The 24713-nt window shown below is 32.4% G+C and carries 20 protein-coding genes and 5 pseudogenes; 11 read left to right on the top strand and 14 right to left on the bottom strand.

Annotated features, from left to right (window positions below; all coding sequences use genetic code 11):
• Positions 1–366: 366 nt before the first annotated feature.
• Positions 367–1377 carry a variable large family protein gene (locus bhYOR_RS06320; RefSeq protein WP_247088522.1) on the bottom strand — a complete coding sequence of 337 codons (1011 nt, stop codon included), beginning with the start codon at positions 1375–1377 and terminating at the stop codon, positions 367–369.
• 143 nt (positions 1378–1520) lie between these two features.
• Positions 1521–2115 (bottom strand): annotated as a pseudogene (locus bhYOR_RS06325) (variable large family protein); the annotation flags it as partial.
• Positions 2116–2210: 95 nt separating this feature from the next.
• On the opposite strand from bhYOR_RS06325, the gene bhYOR_RS06330 reads away from it, so the two are divergent.
• The 7 genes and pseudogenes from bhYOR_RS06330 to bhYOR_RS06355 all read left to right on the top strand — a co-directional run bounded on the left by bhYOR_RS06330 (position 2211) and on the right by bhYOR_RS06355 (position 7370).
• On the top strand, positions 2211–3218 hold the full coding sequence (locus bhYOR_RS06330) for a variable large family protein (RefSeq protein WP_025434175.1): 1008 nt from the start codon (positions 2211–2213) through the stop codon (positions 3216–3218).
• A gap of 120 nt (positions 3219–3338) precedes the next feature.
• A pseudogene (locus tag bhYOR_RS06335) lies at positions 3339–4432 on the top strand (variable large family protein).
• Positions 4433–4535: 103 nt separating this feature from the next.
• Positions 4536–5541, top strand: a pseudogene (locus bhYOR_RS06340) (variable large family protein); the annotation flags it as partial.
• A 256-nt stretch (positions 5542–5797) separates the two neighbouring features.
• Positions 5798–5953: a hypothetical protein gene (locus bhYOR_RS06345; RefSeq protein WP_241763819.1), complete on the top strand. Its 156-nt coding sequence runs from the start codon at positions 5798–5800 to the stop codon at positions 5951–5953.
• An 18-nt stretch (positions 5954–5971) separates the two neighbouring features.
• A complete protein-coding gene (locus tag bhYOR_RS08165) occupies positions 5972–6097 on the top strand; it encodes a Vsp/OspC family lipoprotein (RefSeq protein ID WP_281506155.1) in 126 nt (41 codons plus the stop codon).
• Entirely contained in the window at positions 6054–6473 is a 420-nt protein-coding gene (locus bhYOR_RS06350; protein WP_281506153.1) for a Vsp/OspC family lipoprotein, read from the top strand. The genes bhYOR_RS08165 and bhYOR_RS06350 overlap by 44 nt, the downstream gene beginning before the upstream one ends.
• A gap of 183 nt (positions 6474–6656) precedes the next feature.
• A complete protein-coding gene (locus bhYOR_RS06355; RefSeq protein ID WP_025434376.1) occupies positions 6657–7370 on the top strand; it encodes a Vsp/OspC family lipoprotein in 714 nt (237 codons plus the stop codon).
• Here bhYOR_RS06355 and bhYOR_RS06360 read toward each other — a convergent pair.
• The 4 genes and pseudogenes from bhYOR_RS06360 to bhYOR_RS06375 form a co-directional block, all read right to left on the bottom strand.
• A pseudogene (locus bhYOR_RS06360) lies at positions 7371–8437 on the bottom strand (variable large family protein).
• Positions 8438–8543: 106 nt separating this feature from the next.
• The gene (locus bhYOR_RS06365; protein WP_330378875.1) at positions 8544–9104 is read right to left on the bottom strand and encodes a Vsp/OspC family lipoprotein; all 561 of its coding nucleotides are present in this window, start codon (positions 9102–9104) and stop codon (positions 8544–8546) included.
• Positions 9105–9268: 164 nt separating this feature from the next.
• Positions 9269–10316 (bottom strand): annotated as a pseudogene (locus bhYOR_RS06370) (variable large family protein).
• Positions 10317–10624: 308 nt separating this feature from the next.
• Entirely contained in the window at positions 10625–10924 is a 300-nt protein-coding gene (locus bhYOR_RS06375; protein ID WP_025434346.1) for a DUF603 domain-containing protein, read from the bottom strand.
• Between the two features lie 171 nt (positions 10925–11095).
• Here bhYOR_RS06375 and bhYOR_RS06380 point away from each other — a divergent pair, with 171 nt between their 5' ends.
• Both bhYOR_RS06380 and bhYOR_RS06385 read left to right on the top strand, forming a co-directional pair.
• Complete coding sequence (locus bhYOR_RS06380) at positions 11096–11527, top strand: Mlp family lipoprotein (RefSeq protein WP_025434345.1); 432 nt, start codon at positions 11096–11098, stop codon at positions 11525–11527.
• Between the two features lie 503 nt (positions 11528–12030).
• Complete coding sequence (locus tag bhYOR_RS06385; RefSeq protein WP_051480173.1) at positions 12031–12651, top strand: hypothetical protein; 621 nt, start codon at positions 12031–12033, stop codon at positions 12649–12651.
• Positions 12652–12750: 99 nt separating this feature from the next.
• Here the strand turns inward: bhYOR_RS06385 and bhYOR_RS06390 are convergent, their stop codons facing one another.
• The 3 genes from bhYOR_RS06390 to bhYOR_RS06400 form a co-directional block, all read right to left on the bottom strand.
• On the bottom strand, positions 12751–13167 hold the full coding sequence (locus tag bhYOR_RS06390; RefSeq protein WP_025400249.1) for a DUF261 family protein: 417 nt from the start codon (positions 13165–13167) through the stop codon (positions 12751–12753).
• A 195-nt stretch (positions 13168–13362) separates the two neighbouring features.
• Complete coding sequence (locus tag bhYOR_RS06395) at positions 13363–13602, bottom strand: hypothetical protein (protein WP_025400248.1); 240 nt, start codon at positions 13600–13602, stop codon at positions 13363–13365.
• 440 nt (positions 13603–14042) lie between these two features.
• Positions 14043–14129: a hypothetical protein gene (locus bhYOR_RS06400; protein WP_241763739.1), complete on the bottom strand. Its 87-nt coding sequence runs from the start codon at positions 14127–14129 to the stop codon at positions 14043–14045.
• A 287-nt stretch (positions 14130–14416) separates the two neighbouring features.
• Between bhYOR_RS06400 and bhYOR_RS06405 the strand changes: the two genes are divergently transcribed.
• Entirely contained in the window at positions 14417–15139 is a 723-nt protein-coding gene (locus bhYOR_RS06405) for a hypothetical protein (protein ID WP_025434344.1), read from the top strand.
• A gap of 659 nt (positions 15140–15798) precedes the next feature.
• Here the strand turns inward: bhYOR_RS06405 and bhYOR_RS06410 are convergent.
• The 4 genes from bhYOR_RS06410 to bhYOR_RS06425 form a co-directional block, all read right to left on the bottom strand.
• Complete coding sequence (locus bhYOR_RS06410; RefSeq protein ID WP_025400246.1) at positions 15799–16677, bottom strand: hypothetical protein; 879 nt, start codon at positions 16675–16677, stop codon at positions 15799–15801.
• A 785-nt stretch (positions 16678–17462) separates the two neighbouring features.
• Positions 17463–18920 (bottom strand): IMP dehydrogenase, encoded by a 1458-nt coding sequence (guaB, locus tag bhYOR_RS06415; RefSeq protein ID WP_025400245.1) that lies wholly within the window; start codon positions 18918–18920, stop codon positions 17463–17465.
• A 19-nt stretch (positions 18921–18939) separates the two neighbouring features.
• Positions 18940–20478, bottom strand: a complete 1539-nt coding sequence (gene guaA, locus bhYOR_RS06420; RefSeq protein ID WP_025400244.1) for a glutamine-hydrolyzing GMP synthase — start codon at positions 20476–20478, stop codon at positions 18940–18942.
• Positions 20479–20782: 304 nt separating this feature from the next.
• Positions 20783–21586 carry a 5'-methylthioadenosine/adenosylhomocysteine nucleosidase gene (locus bhYOR_RS06425; protein ID WP_080684317.1) on the bottom strand — a complete coding sequence of 268 codons (804 nt, stop codon included), beginning with the start codon at positions 21584–21586 and terminating at the stop codon, positions 20783–20785.
• Between the two features lie 596 nt (positions 21587–22182).
• On the opposite strand from bhYOR_RS06425, the gene ade reads away from it, so the two are divergent.
• Positions 22183–23829 (top strand): adenine deaminase, encoded by a 1647-nt coding sequence (gene ade, locus bhYOR_RS06430; RefSeq protein ID WP_025400242.1) that lies wholly within the window; start codon positions 22183–22185, stop codon positions 23827–23829.
• A 44-nt stretch (positions 23830–23873) separates the two neighbouring features.
• Here ade and bhYOR_RS06435 read toward each other — a convergent pair whose 3' ends face one another.
• Entirely contained in the window at positions 23874–24692 is an 819-nt protein-coding gene (locus bhYOR_RS06435; protein WP_025400241.1) for a CRASP family complement regulator-acquiring lipoprotein, read from the bottom strand.
• Between the last annotated feature and the right edge of the window lie 21 nt (positions 24693–24713).

Genomic DNA, 24713 nt, shown 5'->3' on the forward strand with positions numbered 1-24713 from the left:
TAATTTAGTTTTTAATAGTACAAATCCCCTTGCCGCTTGCCCATTGCTTTTTTTCTTTCCAACATCTACCCCAATTTCCCTCTTGCCCTTACCACACATTTAGCTTACTTTTAAAGTATTAATTATTTGATTACAATAAAAACATACTCTTAATATCATACTTACAATTATTTATATTCAATCTTTTACTCATATAAACAATTTGATATACAAATAAACATTCCCTAAATAACATTAGAAGCTAAAAGCATTACGCTCCTAGCTTCCTATTCCTTTTTGACTTTATTTTTACCAGCTCTTACAGCTTACTTAATTAACTTATCTTACAATAACTTCCTTTATATTTACCCTTAACTAGTTCTTTATTTACTGCCCATCAGTTGTTACTTCTGCAGTATTAGTTGCTTTTACTGATTTATCTTCTTGCTTAACTGTAGCTAGTGCTTCATTTATCTTTTTTAATCCACTATCAACTGTATTTCTTATTGCTATTATTAGAGTACTTAATGTCTTACCAACGGAACTTGCTGCTACTCCATTTATTGCATGTGCAGATTTCTCTTCATTCTTAGCAGCAAATTTACCATCCTTTGCCATTGCTCTTAATGCTATTCCCGCAGCAATAACTGCATCTTTCTGTTTAGCCTCTTTAGTATCAGCTTTATTGGTAGCAGCAATCTCTGCTGCATTCTTTGCTTCATTAATTTTAATATCACCAGCAGTAGCAGCCTCGCCCGACTTAGCAATAGCTTTTAAGATGTCAGCACCACTTACTGCACCAATTGATGCACTAGCTGCTGCCTCTGCATCTGTTCCATCATCAGCAGTGGTACTAAACAATTTGCCAATATCCTTTTTATCATCTTCTGCTGTCTTTGTAGCCTCTGCACTCCCCTCATCCTTTTTCAAAACCACGTCAACAATAGTTTTAATCCCTTTAACTAACGTGTTTATTGAATCCGCTTTGGGAGCCGTAGCACCAGAATTTTTAGTAGCACTCCCAATTAACTCACTACTAGTGCCAGTAGCCCCACTAGCAGCAATTTTAGCCCCTTCTGCAATCTTGTCTAAAACATCTGCAACAAACTTGTCAACAACTGTTTTAACTTTTACGTAATTACCATTCTTTGCAACTTCATCTTGCAACTTCTCTTTAACTGTTGTCATAGTACTCTCAATATCGGTGAAATACTTCCCTATATCACTCTTTTTAGTATCAGCCTTAATACCAAACGCACCCGCAACCATATCTCCAAAAGTCACAAAAACATCTAAAAATCCTTTACCTAAATTAGCAATAAAAGTTAAGAATACAGTTTTAGGATCCTCAGCGTTAGTACTACTACTCCCACAGCTAAAAAGTAAAAACAAAGTCATTAATAACGCATTAAAGTAATTCTTTTCATTATTACGTGCCTCCTTTTTTCTCAGGGGAGATAGATATAGATAAAAGGAAAACAAATCTCATGAAAAGAAAAGTTTCCTAAAATGACTTTATTTAGACTATTTAATTAGATAATTTATTTAATAACAGCGGGTTGTGTAGTAGTACTAGATTTGGTTGCTTCAGTAGTAGTTTCAGAATATTGCATTCCCTTAACAGCTTCTCTTATCTTATCTAGATTGCTGCTTACTATTTTCCTAATTATAAAATCAAGTACTCCTAATGCCTTATTTACTGCACTTACTGCTGCTGCTTTAACTGCACCACCTTTATTATTATCAGGTTGAGTAAATTTACCACCTTTAGTAATAGCCTTAAGAGCAACAGCTGCTGCTAAGTCTGCATTAGTAACTGCACTGCCGGCAGCATTATTGCCCATTAGTAGCAGTAGCTAGTACTCCGACTTCAGAATTAGCAGCAGGGGCAGTAAGCCTTAGCATTCTTAATCTTGTCAATCATTGCCCATGGGTCGGCTTTTGATGCTTCACCTACTAGCTTTGCATCATCACCTGCACCAGCTTGAGCGTTATGAATTAGAGCTTTAGGCCCATCTCCATTAGCCACCGGTCTACCAAAATTGCCCCAGGCTTGATTTCTATGCCAGATTTCTCTGCTACATCAATAATTGTCTTTACACTTTCAATTATAGCTTTTACACTAGCTTCATCAGCACCTGAGCATTATTATCAGTAGTTGCATCACCAATATCAGCATTACCAGCCTATTTAGCAGTCTCAGCAAGTTTAATTAGAGCAGTAATTAATTTATGGTATTAGTAAGCTGTAATAGCGGTGGGGTTGCGGAAGATCCTCAGAGTAAATTTTTAAAGTCAGTAATAGACTTAGGTAATGACTTCTTAAATGTGTTTACATCATTTGGAGATATAGTTTCCAAGGTATTAGGTTTTAGTACAGAGACAAAAAAATCTGATGTTGCAGCTTACTTTAAGACCGTTCATGATACTGTTTCATCTACTAAGAGGTCCCTTGAGAAAATTGTAGAGGACATGAAATCCGAAAATAATCCTAATGCAGATGCTACAGGTATTGCTGTAAAAGCTCTAATTACTAATACTCTTGATAAAATAATAGAAGGGGCAGACGATGCTGTAAAGGGTGCTGAAGGTGATGAATTACTTGGCAATATGGCTGCTGCTGATTCTGGTGGTGCCGTTGGGGAGGTTGATAAATTAGTTAAGGGAATTAAAAGCATTGTAGATGTAGTTCTTGAAGAAGGAAATCCTGATGCTGGTACTGATAAAAAAGCAGAAGATGGTTCTAGTGTAAGAGCTAATAATAGTGATGATGCAGGTAATTTATTTGGTAATGATAAGGCTGGTAATGCAGCTGCAAATGCGAAAAAAGCAGCAGCTGATGCTGCTAAAGCTGTTGGGGCTGTTACTGGGGCTGACATATTACAAGCTATTGCTAAAGGTTCTAGTGGTAAAGCCGCTACATTAGCTAAGAATAATACTGCTAATAATAATGTTGCTGCTGGTGCTGGTGCTAAAGATGCAATTGTAGCAGGGGCTATAGCATTGCGTGCAATGGCAAAGGGTGGTAAATTTGCTGGTAATAATGATGCTGCTGATGCTGTTGTTATAGTTAAAGATTCAGCTTTAAGTGCAGTAACTAAGGCATTGGGTACTCTTACAATAGCAATAAGAAAAACTATTGATGCGGGACTTAAAACTGTTAAAGATGCTATAAAATTTAATTCTACTGATACTCCTGTAATTACTGATAAACAAACTTCTGAAACTAAAGGTCAATAATCAGAATTAATAACAATATACATAACTAAATAAAGTCATTTGAGGAAAACTTTTCTCTCTTTATGAGATTCGTTTTCCTTTTGTTTTACCTACCCTCTGATTGTTCAGAGTTTCAATAGTATGAAGAATTTTTTAAAAGTCACAAATAAAACCTTAATGAGTATTGTTATATTTGTAGTTTTCTATTTATGGGTTGTGGACAATAGGCTGTTGATGCTGCTAATGGTGGTGCAGCAGCTACAGGAGGGAGAAGTTTAAGTGCAGTGCTAATGGAGGTAGGTAGAAGTGCTGAGAATGCTTTTTATTCTTTTTTAGAGTTACTCTCAGATACATTAGGCTTTACTGCTAAATCAACTACAAAAAAAGAGGATGTAGGGGGTTATTTTAACAGCTTAGGTGATAAGCTTGGAAAAGCATCAGAAGAGTTAGAACAGATAGTAAAAAACTCAGAGACAGAGCTTGATAAAGGTGGTCTAAACAAGGGAATTAAGGATGCAGTTGATACTGCTAAGGCTACTTTAAGCAAATTAAAAGGCCATTTAGAATCTTTAGGACAAGTAGGCGATACTAATGTAATAGGTTATGCAAATAATGTTCAGGGTACAGGAACAGCGTCAGACGATGCTCAGTTAAAAGAAATGTTTAGGGCATTGAAAGGAATAGTGGAAATAGCAACAGATGTAGGTGTTAAAGCATTACAAGCAGGAGCTACAACATTGACAGTAAATGGAGTAGATAATAAGGATGGTGCTAAGATATTGGCTACAAGTGGTGGTAATCCATCAGCAACTGATGCAGGTAAAGCTGCAATAATATTAGCAGCAGTAAGTGGTGAGGAGATATTAGACTCAATAGTTAGATCAGGAGAAAGTGATGCAGCGTTAACAGCGAATGCAGATGAAAATACAACTTCATTGAAATTTGCTAAAGGAGGATCAGATGCTCACCTATCAAATAGTGCTAATCCAAAAGCAGCAGCTGTAGCAGGGGGGATAGCATTACGTTCATTGGTTAAGACAGGTAAACTAGGAGCTGGAGCAGCAGCTAATAATGCAGGAGGAGAGAAAGAAGTACAAGGCATAGGAGTAACTGCAGTAAATAAGCTGTTAGTAGCAGTGGAGGATATAATTAAAAAGACAGCAAAGAATGTGCTTAAAACAGCAAAAGAAAAAATGGATGAGGCAAGATCTCCAAAATCTACAGATCAGCAATAAACTAGATAGTTAGAATTAAATTATTAAGTAATTAGAGTAAAAGGCAATCTTAGAGATAAATCCAGGATGTCTTCTATATTGTTGTAATGAAAAATGAGAAGTTAAATTGGCTGCTGAATCTAAAAATTCTTTCTTAGATTCATTAGTGAAGATAGGACATGGGTTTCAAGAGATTTTTGGCATTTTTGGAAATGCAATAGAGGATGCATTAGGATTTAATACTGTTAAATCTGGTGACAAGAAAAGTAAAGTAGGTGAACACTTTAAGAAAATAGGAGATGAACTTACAACTACTAAGGATAAGTTAAACGAGCTATCAGGTGAAATATCTGAAGCAAAGAATGCTAATAGCAGCACAATTGAAGCTGTTAAGAGTGCAATTAACAGTGCTAGTGATGTCTTTGAACAACTAATTGCTGCTCTAATTAAACTTGCTGGGGTTGCTAAGGAAGCTGGTGATACTAATATTGGTGATAATGCTGATTGCTGTTCCTGGTGCTGCTGATAAGAATGGAGTTGAAGTTATTATTGCAGGAGTTAAAGAAATTATTGATGTAGCAGAGAAGTCTGATGTAAAGATTAAAGCTGGAAATGCAGGTAATCAGATAGCCGCTGCTAATGCTGATACTGATGCTATTGCTGTTCTTGGTGGTCATACTGCCAAGGCTTCTGCTGGAGCTGGTGATAAATTAGCAGTTGAAGTTGCTAAAGCAGATCCATGGGCTATGATTGATAAAATTAAAAATGCTAAGGCTACTGCTCCTGATAAACTTAACGGTGCCGATAATGAAGCTGGTGCACTAGCTGCTTCTAATGACAAGGCTGATGCTGCAGCTGGTGCTAAAACTAATGCAGACTTAGCAGCTGCTGTTGCTCTTAAGGCAATGACTAAAGGTGGTAAATTCAGTGCTAATGCTGCAGATACTGAAGCAGTTAAAGCAGCAGCAGTAAGTGCAGTAAATAAGGTATTAGGAGTACTTGATTTTATAATTAGGAAAACAGTAAGTAGCAATCTAGATAAGATAAGAGAATCTGTTAAGGGAATACAATATTCTGAAACTACTACTGAAGCTACTGAATCTGGCACTGCTCAACCAACTATTAAATAAATCATAAAACTAAAAATATAAAGTTATTGTAAGATAAGTTAATTAAGTAAGCTGTAAGAGCAGGGAGAAATAAAGTCAAAAAGGAATATGAAGCTAGGAGCGTAATGCTCTTAGCTTCTGATGTTATTTAGGGAGTGTTTGATTGTATATCAAATTATTTACATGAGTAAAGATTGAATATAAATAATTGTAAGTATGATATTAAGAGCATGTTTTTATTGTAATCAAATAATTAAATACTTTAAAAGTAAGCTAAATGTGTGGTAAGGGCAAGAGGGAAATTGGGGTAGATGTTGGAAAGAAAAAAATTAAGTGCGAGAACAATGACTTTGTTTTATTTGTATCTTATGGTAGTGCAGGACCAGCAGAGCAAGGTCAAGTAACTAAATCTGATGGGATAGTAATTGATTAAGCAAAAGTAAGTAAAAAAATAAAAGATGCTAGTACTTTTGTAGCAAGTGTTAAAGAAGTAGAGACCTTGGTTAAGTCAATAGATGAGCTTGCCAAAGCTATTGGAAAGAAAATTAAGCAAAATGCAAAATTCCGAAGACCTTGAAGTGGATAATGGTAAAAATAATAAGAATGGAGAGTTAGTTGCAGGAGCATTTCAAGTAATGTTGACTGTGAAAGCTAAATTGGAAAAATTAGGGGACACGCCTGAAATTTCTGAAGAGCTAAAAGGAAAGATTACTGATTCTAAGAGTAAATGTAAAGAATTTGTGGATAAAATAAAAGCAGATTCTGATATTTCTAAAGCAGAGACTACGGATGAGCATGTAAAAAAAGCTATAGATCAAGTAAATACTCCTGCTGGAGAAAAAGGTGGTGTTGAACTTGTTAAACTTAACAAATCAATAGGTGAGTTGTTAAAGGCAGCTGAGGGTGAAGTAGAAGCTGCAATTGCAGAGCTTACAACCCCTGCTAAGTCTTAACTAAGGGAATAAATAAGTTAAGTAGTTATTGTAAGATAAGTTAATTAAGTAAAAGGTAAGAGCCAGAAAAAATAAAGTCATTTAAGGGAAACTCTTTTCTTGTTTTCGGCACAGGAAACTATTAGCTAACGATAGTTCTGATGCTGAAGGTAATGCATAAGTTAAAAGGAGGCACGTAAAAAAATGAGAAAAAGAATAAGTGCAATAATAATGACTTTATTTATGGTATTTATGTCATGTAATAATGGAGGTCCAGAGCTTAAAAGTGACGAAGTGGCTAAGTCTGACGGAACAGTACTTGATTTGGCAAAGATAAGTAAAAAGATAAAAGATGCTAGTGATTTTGCAGCAAGCGTTAAAGAAGTTCATACTTTGGTTAAGTCTATTGATGAACTTGCTAAAGCTATTGGTAAGAAAATTAAAAATGATAATAGTAACTTTGAGGACGAGAAGGACCATAATGGATCTTTAATTGCAGGGGTATTTCAAGTAATACTGACTGTAAAAGCTAAATTAACATCATTAGAGCAAATCGTTGGAATCTCTGATGAATTAAAGACAAAGGTTGGCATGGTTAAGAAAGAAAGTGAAGCATTCGTAACCCAAGTAAAATCAAAGCATACTGATCTTGCTAAAGAAGGTGTTACTGATGTTAATGCCAAGACCGCTATAGATGTATCAGATGGTACTAAGGATAAAGGAGCCTCTGAACTTATTAAGCTCAACAAATCAGTTGATGAGTTATTAAAGGCTGCTAACGCAGCAGTGGAAGCTGCAATCGCAGAGCTTACAACTCCTGTTAAGGCAGAAAAACCTTCTCAAAATAACTTACCTTATAATAACTACTTAACTTATTTATTCCCTTACAATAACTTTATCCTTTATATTTACCCTTAACTAGTTATTCGCTTGCTGCCCATTAGTTGTTGCTTCTGCAGGATTAGTTGCTTCTGCTGACTTATCTTCTTGCTTAACAGCTGCTAGTGCTTCATTTATTGTTTTTATCCACTATCAACTGTATTTCTAATAGCAATAATAAGGGTGCTTAATGTTTTACCTACTGCACTTGCTGCTATTCCATTTATTGCATCAGCATCTTTAGCATTGTTATTAGCAACAAATTTACCGTCCTTTGCCATAGCTCTTAAAGCAATCCCTGCTGCAATAATTGCATCTTTCTTCGCTTCTGCATCTTTAATTTCTTTCTTGTTAGCAACAGCCGGAGCAATAGCAATCTCTGATGCATCTTTAGCTTTTTCAATTCCATCAGTATTATTTGCAGTAGGATCTTCTTTAGATTTAGCTATAGCTTTCAAGATATCAGCACCAGTCACCGCACCAATGCTAGCTGATGCCTTTGCAATATTTTCTTCTTTGGCATCAGCTTTGCCATTATCATCAGCAAATAGATTGCCAATGTCCTTTTTATCCTCTCCTGTTTTAGTAGCTCCTGCATCCCCCTCATCTTTTAATACCACATCAACAATAGTCTTAATTCCTTTAACTAATGAGATCACAGAGTCCTTGTCAGCAGGACTGGCTCCATGCCCAGCAGAAGTAGCATTACCAATCTTATCTTCTCCTGTTGCACCTTTAGCTGCTTCCTTTGCTCCTGCTGCAATCTTGTCTAAGACATCTTTAATAAACTTGTCAACAACTGTTTTAACTTTTACGTAATTACCATTCTTTGCAACTTCATCTTGCAACTTCTCTTTAACTGTTGTCATAGTTTTTTCAATATCGGTGAAATACTTCCCTATATCACTCTTTTTAGTATCATCCTTAATACCAAACGCACCCGCAACCATATCTCCAAAAGTCACAAAAACATCTAAAAATCCTTTACCTAAATTAGCTATAGATGTTAAATACACAGTTTTAGGATCTTTCGCAACCCCACTGCTATTACAACTTACTAATACCATAAATAAAGTCATTATTATTGCTCTTATTCTTTTTCTCATTTCTTTACGTGCCTCCTGGATCTCTTTTTTTGACTTTATTTTTCCCAGCTCTTACCTTTTTGCTTAATAACTTACCTTATAATAACTACTTAAATTATTTATTCCCTCAGTTAGTTATTTTGAGCAGGAACCACCTTGGCAGGAGTTGCAAGCGCTCTGCAATTGCAGCTTCTACTGCTGCGTTAGCAGCCTTTAATAACTCATCAACTGATTTGTTGAGCTCGCCTAGTTCCTTTGCTCCTTTATCCTTAGTGGCATTATCTCTCTTTATAGCTTCTTTTGCATGAGCTTCTGTAACAGCACCATCTGCCTTACCAAGGTCAGCATGCTGCCCTTTTAATTTATTGATTAACTCATTACTCTTAGTCTTTGCAGCAGTAACTTGTTTTTTAAGTTCATTATCATCTGTTTTTGTTTCCAAAGCTACCAATTTAGTTTGTATATCCAATGCCACACTAAATGCCCCAGCAACTAATGAACCATTATGATTATCATTATCATCTTTAAGTCCATCTGCTTGAATTTTCTTTTTAATAGCTTTAGCAAGCTCATCAATAGACTTAATCAAAGTATGAACTTCTTTAACATCTTTTGAAAACTCAACAGACTCTTTTATCTTTTTGCTTATTTTAGCCAAATCAAGTACTGTTCCGTCAGACTTAGCCACTTCGTCACTTTTAAGCTCTGGACCTCCATTATTACATGATATTAATGCTATATTACCTAATTTAACAAGAAAACATCTTTCCTGTCTGCCTCATAAAAATAAGAGAAGTGTTTCCTTTAAGCGACTTTATTATTTTTAGTACTGATTTTTTGATTAATAATTCTTTACTGACTATTAGTAGTAGCTTTAGGGGTACTCTGCTCAGGACTTATAGGAATATCATTAGGATTAATTTTCATAGCTTCTTTAACTGTTTTAAGTCCCGCATCAATTGTTTTCCTTATTGCAATAGTTAATGTATCTAATGCCTTAGTAACTGCACTTATTGCTGCTCCTTTAACCTCGGGAGCATACTCAACAGCATCAGCACTAGGACCAGCGAACTTACCACTTTTAGCCATTGCTCTTAATGCTATAGCTCTTGCTATAGTTTCATCTTTAGGGGAAACACCAACATTGCCATCATTACTCTTAGCTAATTTAGCAGCTTTGCCTTCAGAACCTTTAGCAATAGCTTGTAATATATCAGCACCTGTTATTGCTCCAACTGCTTTAGCAGCATCAACCGCTGCTTTTTTTGCATTATTAGCATCTCCAGCATTAGCAGCATCAAATAGTTTTCCTGCTTCACCACTCCCATTATTGGTTCTTGAGGTAAGACCGTCGGCTTTTTTATCGGTACTTGCCTCAGCGCTTCCTTCTTTTCCAAGTACCACGTTTATAATTGACTTAATTCCTTTTACTAGATTATTAACTCCAGTTCCAGAAGCACCTGCAACATTAGTGGCGCCTACATTGCCAATTGGGTCGCTAGCATCTCCAATAGCCTCACTAGCAGTTTTAGCCCCATCAATTATCTTATCAAGAGTATTATCAATTAGTGTTTTTACCGCAGTCTCAGTTGCAGAAGCATTAGGATTTCCTTCTCTCTTCATGTCAGCACAATTTTATTAAGCTTGTCCTTAGTACCTTGTATAGTACCTTGTACTGTCTAAAATAAGCCCCAACATCAGATTTTTTTGTCTCTGTACTAAATCCTAATACCTTGGAAACTATATCTCCAAATGATGTAAAAACATTTAAAAAATCATTCCCTAAGTCTATTACTGACTTTAAAAATTTACTCTGAGGATCTTCCGCAACCCCACCGCTATTACAGCTTACTAATACCATAAATAAAGTCATTATTATTGCTCTTATTCTTTTTCTCATTTTTCGTGCCTTTTACAAGGCTCTAATACACTCCCAATGCTCTTCAAGCTTAGCTATTCCCATTATACGAACATTAACAATTTGGATGTTGACGTTAATGATGCAACCTCATTAAACATTGCAAAATAACCACACCATTTAATACAAAAATTCACAAAATTGAAGTTGGTGATGCCAACTTAACGAAAATGGCTAAATTTTTACGAAATAAAGAATTAATAGCAAAAATTTAAAAAAAGATCAGGGGCAATATTACATACCCCTCAAAAATAAGAGCCCTACTAACAACACTCTCTAACATCATAAAATTACTTAAAATCAAAATCTTTTCTCTTAAGTCCATTCATACTCTTATATGCTTCCCATACTTCTGCAATATTTCTTGAATTCCTACGTGCAAGCATATTATTGAAAGTATCCTCACGAATAGTAAGCTTAGCGGTTTCTTTAACGTATTCAGGGCCATCCTTAACCTCCTCCCACTTGCACCTCATTTCTCCTACATTAACACGACTTACTCCCAGCTCTTTTGCTATTTGTGCGTCATTAAGCCTGCATTCTTTAAAATACACAACATAATCATCAAATGACTTCTTTACTCTTCTCATATCTCTTTAACCCTAATATAGATTAATAACACCTAACACAAAGTAACATAAACTCTATAACAAAACAATCAACTTTACAAAAACAATTAAGACTTATAAGAGGCTCATACAATATAAGAAAAACTGCTATATATTGTTTAAATCACAAATATCAAAGATAAGGAGATTTACATGAGTAAAATTAATTTTATTTTGGTTTTATTACTACTAATTAGTAATTGCGGTCAAGATAACAATAAGGATAAAGAAATAAAAAGTAGAAATAAAAGGAACTCAGGAGAAGCAACACAAGAAGTACAAAAAACACCTGAGGAAGCATTAAGAGAAAAATTAACAGAAGAACAAAAGAAAGGATTAAATTTCTTAAAAGATGCTTTGGGTGATGATAATAAGCTAAATGAAATTCTAAAACAAGATGAAAGCAAAGTTAAAGGCTCACTTGAACATATAAATACCGAAGCTAAAAAATGTAATGGAAATGATGAGGGGAAAAGTACTTTTAAAACATTAGTAAAGGCATATTTCGGAGGTGGAATTGAAAATAAGTTAGATCAATTTAAAGAAAATGCCATAAGCGCTTGTGGAGCAGGAGCAGGTGGCTAAATGAACCGTTTATAATCAAAGACAAAAGTTAAGAAAGAGAGATTTAAGAAAGGAAGATTTAAGAGAGTAAAGCTACAAACAAAGAAGAAGAAAACAAATAAGTAAAATAAACGAATAAAAATTGTTAGAAAAAGTAGTAAAGATAAATAAATTAAACTGATTACAAAAATGGCAAAAGAAGATAAAAAGTAAACAATTGGTTAACAAAGAGAAGACAATTAAATTTTAAAGAGCAATACGTACCATTGCAAAATGAAAAGCTACTAAAATAAGGAATAGAGTATATGTAGAGAATATTTTTAAGTATTTGTTAATATAACACAAAGTATGCTATATATCTTGTGCTACAACCTCTAAAAACACCTTTTCCCCTTACATAAAGTACCTTAGAGGGGATATTTTATATGCAATGAAACACTTCTAAATTTGACTTTGCATACTAGTATTTGCTAACATTTTTATAACTAATTTTAAATATTTTTAAATCTTTAGTTAACAATAAAATGTATGAAAAGGAACCCTTAACTAAGAGTAATCTTAACTTTATTAATGAACTAATAAAGCAAAATGAACGTCTCAATGAAGAATTGTCACAACTTAAAAGCACACTTAAGAATAAAAATAAAGCTTCAAAACAATCAAAAAACACTCCTGCAAGATTCTATCTAAATGACAAAACAATCAGACTAGTAAAAAAATGTATAAAAAAGCTTATACAAATCAACCCAATCTCTGGATGGTTTGTATATATCTTAAGTATTACTGGTTGCAGAGGTGTTGAGATACAAAATGTAAGACTATCTGATGTATCAAAAGAAACAAGCAGCGATGGCGAGGTATTCTATTCTCTTCGTGTTAATGTAGCAAAAAAGAGAAGTAGTATCTGCATAAGAGAAGTAGTTATTAGTAAGTCTGAATTTGATGCTATTATGCAAATACATCAAGAACATTTTGCAAGCAAAGGAAAAGACAAAAGGCGTACTTATCTTTTTCAAAAAAGTAAGATTAGATTTAAAGATAATAGAATTAATATAAGTGAGATTGCAAGTAGGTTCAAGCATTGTTTCTTAAAGCAGGGTTTAGACATCGTAAATCTTTACATATATTCCGTAATATCATTTTAGTTATAAATATAACAAGTAAACTCACCAAAATAAACGGAGACTATATAGACAAAAACAAAAGGCTTTTAGGCCTTCTATTATTTTTGCATAATGAAGAACTCACACTCGCCTAAATACACGCTTAGACGTAATATAATACTCTTTGCCTCTCTCTTTAAGTTCAAGTGAGTCATAAAGAACACTATTAGAATTAATTGCTATAAAGTGATATCCTGGAATACCTTTGATTTTAACTTCACTTATCTCAAATTCGCTATTTAAACATCTGTAAGATTGAATCTCACGTTTAACATTTGTATTAATACTAAAGTAACCTAATATCTTACATGGATCTAGAATATAACAGTTACTATTCATATATCCTAAACGAATAAATCTGTGATAATTATTGTTAATATCAATAATATTGAATCGTAGCTTCCTAAACTCCTCTATGTAATAATGCAAACATAAGAAGTAACATCCCCACTGACGTATTTCTAAAATGAGACCTGGGTCATCTTGTCTTATTTTCATCCCTACCCCCTGTTAAACACTCAGGACTTGTATAATAGTGGAAAATCGCATTGAATCATCAAACAAATTTAAAATCCGATCTAAAAATTCAGAAAATCGAAAGTATTTTTTTATTAATCTTGGTTATCCCACATGCTGAATTAATTCAATATCCGCTCTTTTTGATTTTAAACACTCCAAGGAACATTGCATATGCTATTCCCAAGCCTCACTTTGATTATCATAACTCCTATTAGCAAGTTTTTCAAACTTTAAATGCTTTAACCACTCTTTTGTTTTAATAATGCTATCTTCATATCGTCTTTTGTTTGCATTCTCTTCTACTTTGTCTAGATACCTCATTGTTTTCCATTTAGAGACATTCTTTATCCGTAAATTCATGTTATTTATATCTTCATTTTTTATTTGTTTTCCTCTTTTTTCTTTATTATTCATATATTTATTACTACTTACAGTATAATTGACATTTTTAGTTACATTTTTAGATTTAAAAATTTTAACCCCCCTATCGTTGAAGTATTTTTGTCGTATTTATTTTTGAATTTATATATCGCATTAGTATTATTTTCAATAATAGCTTGTTTGTCTTAAAGTAAACGCTTCAAGTTACTAGGACTGTACTTATTAACTTACATATCTTGATTATATATGGAACCTTCTCTTTAGCTCAATCTTAATAATGTCTTGTCAATAAGACCATGCTTGCATCAAAAGAATAACTCTTTTCTAAGCATTCTAAGTATAATTGGTTTAATATCATATTTCTTGCATTTTTTATCTCATTGTTAAGTTCATTCTCGATACTATCAATTTAGTTCTCCCAATTATCAAATTTAATATTAAATTGTTTAACATGAATTGTTTCTCTAAGCTCTTTAAATCTTTATATGTAAATATATAAATTCATTATGATAATAATATCTTCTAGATAAATCATGCGCTATTGCCTTATCCAAACCCATCTTTACAAACTCATTATATATCTGCTTTTCTGTAAGATAGGCTTATTCCAAATCAAAGTAAGTCTTTACGCCTATGAAACGGTAGCGCCATAAACTAACATTATTGCTTCTAATTTTGATCATTTATTAATATGTGAGACAATTATAAATATGTCTTAAGCATATCCATCTAAATTAAAAACAATACCAAACCGCCATTATCATATAAATATACCAATACTATAATGTTATATTATATAACTCATCCTAATTATTGAATAAATAGAGTATAATAAATAAGATATATAGTGTCCAATTTATATCACAAATATTTTTATTATATTCTCTATTATTTTTATTCTGCAATTAATATATTTGCTAATATATCTGCAGATAAAAGAGAAGAATGGGCAAAATATGAAAAGTATAGAAATTCAAAAATAAAATTATTAAGAGTAAAGGAATGGAAAGATAATTTTAACAACCTAAACAATCTTGGAATATATTTCCTACAAGAAATCAACCATATTAAATCCCTATCTAAGGAAGATCTTGCATCTTACTTTCAAGCAGCTTTCACTACCAACATATGTGGTCCACCATCAGGAGATATCCTACCCAAAAAGCATAAATCTCTATTTGACAAATCATATAAGTTTATCAATACCCTTAAAAATAAAAATGCAGACCAAACAGCATATCTCATATATGACATGATAGGTCTAACTAATATCTTTGCTGAAACAAAAGAAGTTATAGACACATTAAATTATCAAGCTAAAAGAGAAGCAAAAAAACATTGTCATGAATACAAAAATACTTTAAAAAAATTTACAGATTTATACAAAGAAACAGAAAAAGAATACTTTCTAGCAATAGATATACTTGATCATAATGATATAGAAAATAGCTTTTGCAAATTTATGATTAAATTTACAAAAATTTATAACTCAGCTAGCCATATACATTCCATACTATATGATATGTATAACAAATACATATACACAACACGAACACCCATCATGCCTTAATCTGTAACATAAAAGTGAAATCACTCTATTCTAGACTATAATTTCATTATATGACACAACTTCAAGCAATGATCTCGTATCTAAAAAACACTATCAATACCTTTATAGTTATTAATATTAATTTAAAAATAAATCCTGCTACTATTGATACTTGCAATCACAAACTCAATATCAAATATCCACTTAACCAGATTTTTCTTTTATAGTTTCAACTAAAATTTTGACTTATGCATCTGTTTTCTCATTTAGATACCCAATATATTCCTTATAATAGGACCGCATTGACAAATCATAAGTCATTACTCGTACACAATTACATTACTTCTTTTTAAGGAATCCTACCTCTCATAGCTAATCCTCTATCTTTTATCCTAAGTGTCTTAAACCTGTTCTCATAACCCACATGACCCAACAACAAATCGCTCATGTCTTACACGCCTAATTCTGTAAAGAATACTTACCTCTTCTATCCCACACGCCCTGAAACTAATTCGGCATTCTCTTCCGGCAAATTTAAACTTACCATCTGCCCTCTAAAGCCTAAAACACAGCTACAACTCACTAAAACACTGCCAATATGATACTATATTTACTTAAGATTTGAATAATAAAAACATTTTTAAAACACATAATAATGCTATGCTAATTATTAACTACCGTTATAGTTTAGCTACATTATAAGCAATATAGAGCTCCTCAATAACATTAGACAATTCTCTCCCTCTTTCATAACTAAAGACTCTCTCGGCATGCTCTTTAACATTCCTAATATCTCCTCGATTAAGACAAATAGAACTAAGAGCATCTGTCATAATGCTAATAGATAAAATGTTACCTTTCTTTACAAATAACTTTAAAATTTCGGAAAAACTCTTAGCAGTACCAGCAAATCTTTTAGAAGAACATCCAGATGCTATAATAGAAAATACATCAACATACATAATTACAGCAGTATCTATGACATTCAAATAAGCATCTGCTAACAATCGAGTAGCAGCTATAGATTGCTCCTGTTGCACCCCATCACCTTCAGAAGAAGAATTAATAGCATGTTTTATAGCCCCCTTAAATTTATCAATTGCGCCCCTCAAAGCTTGGGGATTATAATCTTTTAAGACATCTGCAAGACTTTCAAACCTATTAACAAGATCGGCATTACTCATCTTAGCAATAGCACCTCTAAGCATCTTAGCAAATTCTTTACTACTACACACGCTATTATCACCACCTATGCAATTAGAATAAGTTCTAATAATACTATAAACTCCACCATAATCCGAACTAATAAACCTTAGCTGCCCTACATATTTGCTAGAATCAGCAACAAAAGTCTTAAGCTTGTTAATATCACCTAGACTCAATTTATCAAAATAATTTTTTACTTTACTCTCAGTAATATTAAAGCCATTTCTTATGCCAGAATAACTTGTAATTGCACCATTTTCACTTTTCCTTTCAAGCGATCCAAATGAATTTCGACACGACACCATAGAAATTAATATCAATAATACTAATCCACATATATTGTTCCTAGTCATACTATTTCCTCCTTTTTAAAATCAAAATCATTTGAACAACATTTTACTCCCAAAATCATGATCATCAAACATATATCTTCATTTATTAAAATAATTTTAAATACTCATATTAAATCCAAACATCTAATTCTATTCTTTATAGCCAATGCTCATATATTTAAGGCCTAAAAATATAACATATAACAATCATCAAATAATCAACCTTAGAATTACCAATATCTATCTCTATATTCATATGATGAACTTCATCGACATCTGATAACCTATAATCAATAAACAATTAATCACACCTTTATCACAATCTTGAACAAAAAATTAGATCTCAAATGCCTACTCTCACTAAAGGATACGTATTTCTAAATGAAGAAAAAGGTGATAAAAACCTTAAACACATACGTCAAAAATGAAACAAAAGAATACGGAGACTTAAAATTGCCCCACACACGCGTGATGAACTGCCTTGCATCCACTCATCTGGGCGTACTATTTGCTTGAATGAAGGCTAAATTCTTACCAATCACCATTACTCATTACCTCATACAAGGTAACTTAAACCCCAAGATAGTGCTAAAAACAAACTAGTGATATCTGAATTCCAAGATACTGAGGTATTACTATACTGGCAAGCAGCAACAAAAATTCGCATCTCAAATAACAAAAAATTATTACAGGATTTGCAAATATTTATATCAAAATCAAAAGGAAGATACACTTACCAAACGCTCTCCCTTTTAATATTAGGCTTACTATAAATCCTTAGTATTTTTAAACACAATTAAATCGGATTATTTTTTATTTTCCAAAACATCATGCGTATGGGATTCTCTTAAGGAAGCAGCACTTATTTTAACAAACTTAGCCTTTGTCTTTAATTCTAATATTGTTCCCACTCCCACATAACCCATTCCAGACATTAAACCTCCCTTTAACTGAAATATAATGTCTTTCAATTTACCAGCATAAGGAACCATTCCTTCAATGCCTTCAGGAACCAATTTGCCAGGAGACTCTTTATTTTCAAGTTGGAAATATCTTGATTTGGAGCCCCTAGCCATAGCAGAAAGAGATCCCATCCCAACATAAATCTTAAATTTATTTCCATTGTAAACTATTTCTTCTGAAGGGGATTCATGAGCACCAGCAAAGAGATTCCCTATCATCACACTATCAGCTCCTACCGCAATTGCTTTAACTATATCTCCTGAAAATCTAATTCCACCATCCGCTATAATACAAGTATTTGTATGTTTACAAGCTTCAAAAACATCATTAATTGCAGTCAGCTGAGGTACTCCAACTCCTGCAACTATTCTTGTCGTACATATACTTCCAGGACCTATTCCTACTTTCAAACAGTCTGCCCCTGCATCAATTAAATCGAAAGCTGCTTCCTTAGTTACTATATTACCCGCAATAACATCCAAATTGGGATATTTATTTTTAATATTTCTTACAAGCTCAATTACTCTCGTAGAATGTCCATGTGCAGAATCAATAGCAATTACATCAACATCTGCTTTAACTAATTCCTCAACACGCTCTAAAGTATCAACATCAGTAGAAACAGCTGCTCCTACTCTTAGCCTATTCTTTACATCTTTGCATGCATTAGGAAAATACTCTTGATGCTCCACATGATCTATGTCTTTGCAAGTTATTAATCCTCTTAAGTTGTTTGCCTCATCAACAATAAGTAGCTTTTCTATCTTATGCTTAGATAATATTTCTTTAGCTTCTGTTAACGTTATATCTTCTTTTGCCGTAATTAATTTCTTAGTCATTGCATTCATTACAGGGATATTATTATCCGTAATATATTTAATGTCTCTACTAGTTACTAGCCCCAATATTTTACCTGTTTTGTCTGTGACAGGTAATGCAGAGATCTTATATTTCGAAATCAATATCCTAGCTTCTTGCACATTCGCATTCTCATCAATAGTGATAGGATTTTTTATAATCCCGGTACGGTGATAGGCCTTTACTATCTCTACTTCTTTTCTTTGAGCTTCAATGGTGATATTTTTATGTATAATGCCCATTCCACCCTCTTTAGCTATAGCTATTGCCATTCGGCTTTCTGTAACTGTATCCATGGCTGAACTTAAGAAAGGTATATTTAAAGATATATTCTTTGTTAACTTTGTCCTTAAATCAACATTACTAGGCAATACAGATGATTTTCTAGGAATTAAAGATACATCATCAAAAGTCAAAGCCTCTTTTACTATCTTATCTATCAATAGGTTCTCCTTATTTTTATTATTCCCATTCTATTGTTGCTGGGGGTTTAGAAGAAATGTCATAACAAACTCTATTTATGCCTCTGACCTCATTAATTATTCTTGAAGAAACTTTTTTTAAAAAATCATAAGGTAATTCAACCCAATTAGCAGTCATAAAGTCTAAAGTATTAACACATCGAATAACAGCTGTATATTCATATGTTCTGTTATCTCCCATTACTCCAACAGATTTTACAGGTAATAAAACTACAAATGCTTGTCTTATATTATAATATAAATTATTTGCCAAAAGTTCTTCTATTAAGATACTATCAGCTTTCTGCAGAATATTAATTTTCTCCTGAGTGATCTTGCCAATTATTCTTATTGCCAATCCTGGACCTGGGAATGGATGCCTATAAAGAGCATCCTCTGCAATCCCCAATTGAATTCCTAGTTGAATTACTTCATCTTTAAAAAGCTCCCTTAACGGCTCTAAAAGTTTTAACTTAATTTTCTCTGGAAGTCCTCCTACATTATGATGTGATTTGATATGTGATGAGAAAACATCATTCCTCGACTCAGACTCAATTACATCTGAATAAATAGTTCCTTGAGCCAAAAATTCTACATCTTTATCTTCTAAGGCTACCTTTTCAAAAACCTCTATAAATGTTTTCCCTATTATTTTTCTTTTCTCTTCAGGATCATCTATATTTTTTAAATTATTCAAAAATATTGAAGAGGAATCAACATGTCTTATATTTAAATTATACTGTCTATTAAGTTCTAATATCTCCCTAACTTCATTTTTACGTAATAAACCAGTATCTATAAAAACACAGATTAAATTATTCTCTATTGCCTTATTAACAAGTAATGCACATACTAGAGAATCTGTTCCACCAGAAAGTCCCAAAATTACTTTTTTATCACCTACTTGAAGTTTTATTTTTTCCACAAGATCGGCTATGCTATTATTTAAATTCCAGTTAACTTGAGCTTGACAAATTTTAAAAATAAAATTTTTAAGTATTTGATTTCCAGCCTCTGAACAAGTTACCTCTGGATGAAATTGTAACCCATAAATTTTTTGATCTTCATTAAATACAGATGCAATACAAGTTTTAGTATAAGCTATTTGTTTGAAATTACTTGGAACCTTTTCAATATTATCTCCATGGCTCATCATTATTTCCAACTTATTGGAAAGTCCTGAAAATAAATTAGACTGATTATCATCTATAAATAGTTCAGTATTACCAAATTCTTGCTTATCACACTTAGAAATTACGCCCCCAAACAATTTAATGATTAATTGCATTCCATAACATATTCCTAAAACCGGTATACCCAAACTAAAAATCTCAATATCTACAGTAGGAGCTCCGTCTAAATAAACAGAAGCAGGCCCTCCGCTTAAAATTATCCCTACAGGATGCATATCCTTAATTTCTTCTGCAGAAATAGAATATGCAATGACTCTTGTATAAACGCCCATCTCTCTAATTTTCCTCGCAATCAATTGACTATACTGAGAGCCAAAATCTAAGACAATTACTGCATTATTACTCACCATAAATTCCTTCAAAAATTGATTTTACTCATAATCTTGGAAAAGATAATTTTATCAACCTTAGCAATCACACTAACTGTTTATGCAATGTTTTAACAAAACAAGACAAAATTTATATCTATACTCCTTGAATAACTATAGTCAAAAATGCACTTGCTTTGTTAATCTACTATTCCAAATATATAAGCTAATACGATTAACTTATATAAAATATAAGTTATCTAATATTCTATTAAAAAACATCTTGATGTTAAATTAACTTATAAACCTAAGTTACCACTCATAAGATCAAACAGACCATTAACTAGAGTAATCTCAAGATCTCCTGTACCATCATAGCTGCATTCACCGTTGCCAACTTAAGGAATTCGTTGTATTCAACTTCATTACCCTCATTGTTTACAATATCAGATATAGATCTAACAACTATAAAAGGTACATTAAAAACATGAGCAACATGTCCTAATGCTGCACCCTCCATATCTACTGCTACTACATCCTCAAAGTTTGCTACAATTTTTGGCAGGTAAGCTGGATCAATAAATTGATCACCTGATAGTATTAATCCTGAATATCCATCAACACCTTTAAGATTCGTTTTAATAGCCTTCAAAGCTTTTTCAAGCAAATTTCTATCACTACTAAATCTCTGGGGTAATTCTGGAACCTGACCAACCTTATGTCCAAATTTAATCAAATCAAAATCATGATAAGCTACCTCTGAAGATACTACTATATCTCCTACCTTAAGATTACTTACCTTAGGGCTAATAACTCCACCAGCAACCCCACAATTAATTACATGACTTATATTATACTTTGACAAAAGATAACTAGTCCATAAACTTGTATTTACCTTTCCAATCCCCACAACAGCAGAAATAACATTGCGATTAAACATCTTGCCTTTAACAATCTTCTTATTAATCCCATAATCCTTCAATACTATTTCTTCTTTACGAGACATAAGCTTAGTCAGTTCATCAGCTTCAGAATCCATAGCAAATACTATTAAAATACTGCTATTTTTACTAGAAACAGCATATACATTGGAACAAATTAATAAAAAAATTAATAACTTAAATATCAAACATTTATGATTACACATAAATTCAATACTCCTAATTGCCTCAAAAAAATTTCAATTATTGTAATAATTAACACATTTTCCAAAGTTTTCAAAAAAAAATGTATAATAAACACATTTCATTCAAAATGAATTATATAAATTACTTATTTATCAATACTGACTTTAGTATAAGAATTACATTAGACACAACAATCACTAGAGCAAAGGGACTAAAAACTTTATATCTTAGTGAGATATAAATTAAGTATATAAACCTTTATTCAATATGAATACCTATTATTAACATAAATAATTTTTATGATATAATTTTGTCGTATAAAAATTCACATCTACATAAAAGCTTGACAACTAACTATGAACGGAATCCATTATAATTTATACTAACATGATAAATGACATGTTAGTATAAATTATAATGGATGCAAAACAACTTGCAATTAAACACTTCAAAGTTGAAAACATATACTCAGACCGCTTCCAACCATGAATTTTGACGCTCAACACTTAAGCATCAGTATTAATAAATTTTAGTAAAAATTTTAAATTTACATATGCTGATATAACAAATATTGTGGTAATATTTTATAAATAAAATCCATCTTAAAGGACAAACAATGAATTCATTACTCATTAAAGCAAATTACATTGATATTTTGAATAGAGAAATTTATCCTTCTCATATAACAATAAAAAATGGAACTATTTTAAACATAGAAAGAACTAATGACTCTTTCGAAGACTATGCATTACCAGGATTCATTGATTCTCACATACATATAGAAAGTTCCTTGCTTATTCCATCACATTTTGCTCATTTAGTTGTTCAACATGGCACCATATCTACAATAAGCGACCCTCATGAAATAGCGAATGTTAATGGTATTGATGGTATTAATTTCATGATAAATAACTCCAAAAAAATTGATTTTAAAATTTTTTTTGGTGCACCCTCTTGCGTCCCAGCTTTGCCCTCAGACTTTGAAACATCCGGACACATCTTGAATGATGAAGATGTGGATAAATTACTGGCACTAGATAATATTTACTATCTATCTGAGATGATGAATTTCCCTGGTGTGCTCAATAGAGACCCTAAAGTAATGAATAAAATTCATTCCGCTTTAAAGCGGAATAAAGTTGTTGACGGACATGCACCCGGTTTACCACCGGACTCAGTTTTAAAGTACATATCCTCAGGAATTAGTACCGATCATGAATGCTCAACAATAGAAGATGCACGGTATAAGTTGTCTTTAGGTATGAAAATTTTAATCCGAGAAGGAAGTGCGGCTAAAAACTTCGAAGCTTTGCACCCTCTTATTAGCGAATGTTCAGGAAAATACCGCGATTATTTAATGTTTTGTTTCGATGATGCACATCCTGATATCTTGCTTAACGGACATATAAACTTAATGGTTGCACGTGCAATAGAAAATGGTCATGATTTTTTTGATGTTTTGAAAATAGCTTGTATTAATCCTATCATGCACTATAAAATTCCGGTTGGATGGCTGCGAGTTGGCGATCCTGCTGATTTTATCATTACTAAAGATATAAAAACATTCAAAATAGATAAAACTTATATAAATGGCAAATTGGTATTTAGTGATGGCACATCATATATCCCACTACTAAATGAAAATCCTATAAATAATTTCAATTGCAGCAAAAAGTCCATTGTAGATTTTAAATTTTTTACACAAAGTAAAGCTATACCAACAATTAATTGCATTAATAATCAAATTATTACTCACAAAACCATGACCGATAGTAATCTATTAGCTCCAAATTTCGAATCCAACATTAACAAGGACATTTTGAAAATAGCAGTAATAAATCGATATAATAACCACAATAAAATATCGATCGGTTTTATAAAAAATTTCGGACTCAAAAATGGAGCTATTGGAAGCACGGTTGCCCATGACTCTCACAATATTATAGTCCTTGGTACTAGTGATGAATATTTATGCAGAGCAGCAAATCTTATTATCAAGAACAAAGGGGGTTTATGTGCCTTGAATAACAAAGATACTTTAATGTTAAATCTACCAATTGCAGGCTTGATGAGCATGCTCCCACCCAAAGAAGTTGCTTTTAAATATATTCAATTAAATAACTTTTGTAGAGATGTTTTGGGTTCTAATCTAGATTCGCCCTTAATGACCTTATCTTTCATGTCATTAACGGTAGTGCCTCACTTGAAAATAAATGACAAAGGACTCTTTGATGTTGACTCTTTTTCATTCTTAGATCTTTAGACTAACTAAATAAATTCAAAAAATATTACTCTTAGCCTTAAACATCAAGACATCAATTGCAAAAGCTCATCAACCAATACTCCAACTTTTTCCATTTGTTCTATTAAAAACTTAAATCGTTGATCCATGAAAAAATTGAACTCTCCTAACATCAATTCTGTTCTTTTAAAATCCTTATTAAAAAACTCAATCATTTCATCTACTCTACTGTTCCAGTCCTTCCTTAAAGACAGAATCCATTCAAGATTTGATTTAATATAATCTAAATTTTCAATAGACATAATTACAAACATATTTCTTTTAAGATTCATACTTTCAATTAAAGATTCAAACTTTAATTGATATTCACAAGATACCACACTAAAAATACAGTTTAAGAGATCAATAATCCCACTAAGGTTTATTTTAGCAAAAGATGCTCCTAGCTCTTCAAGTTTATTCTCATTATAATCAAATGATGCATAAAATCTTCTTCTATACATCCTGGTGCATTCCGGATCAGAACATACTAAAAGAAATTTTTCTTCTTTACAGAGAATATAACTAAAAGGCAAACCATAAAAATCACGAGGTTCACTCATGATTTTTAATTCAGAATATTTTATCTTGTCAATTTCTCTAGATATTAAATCAACGATTGCAGATCGTAAATTAAAACCCACTTCCTCTCCAGAAATTTTTGTCTTCACATTTATCTCAACAAATTTACCTTTGGGTTTTTTAACGCCAATTTTCTTTGCAACGTACTTATTACGTCCATTATCTATTTTAGATTTACCATTATTATGCTCACCATAACCATTAAAACCACAAGCTATTAATACTAAACCTACAATTGACAAGACAAGCAAATATCCATTCATAAAGGTTCCCCTTGTCATTAC

The organism is Borrelia nietonii YOR, assembly GCF_023035795.1.
Lineage (GTDB): Bacteria > Spirochaetota > Spirochaetia > Borreliales > Borreliaceae > Borrelia > Borrelia hermsii.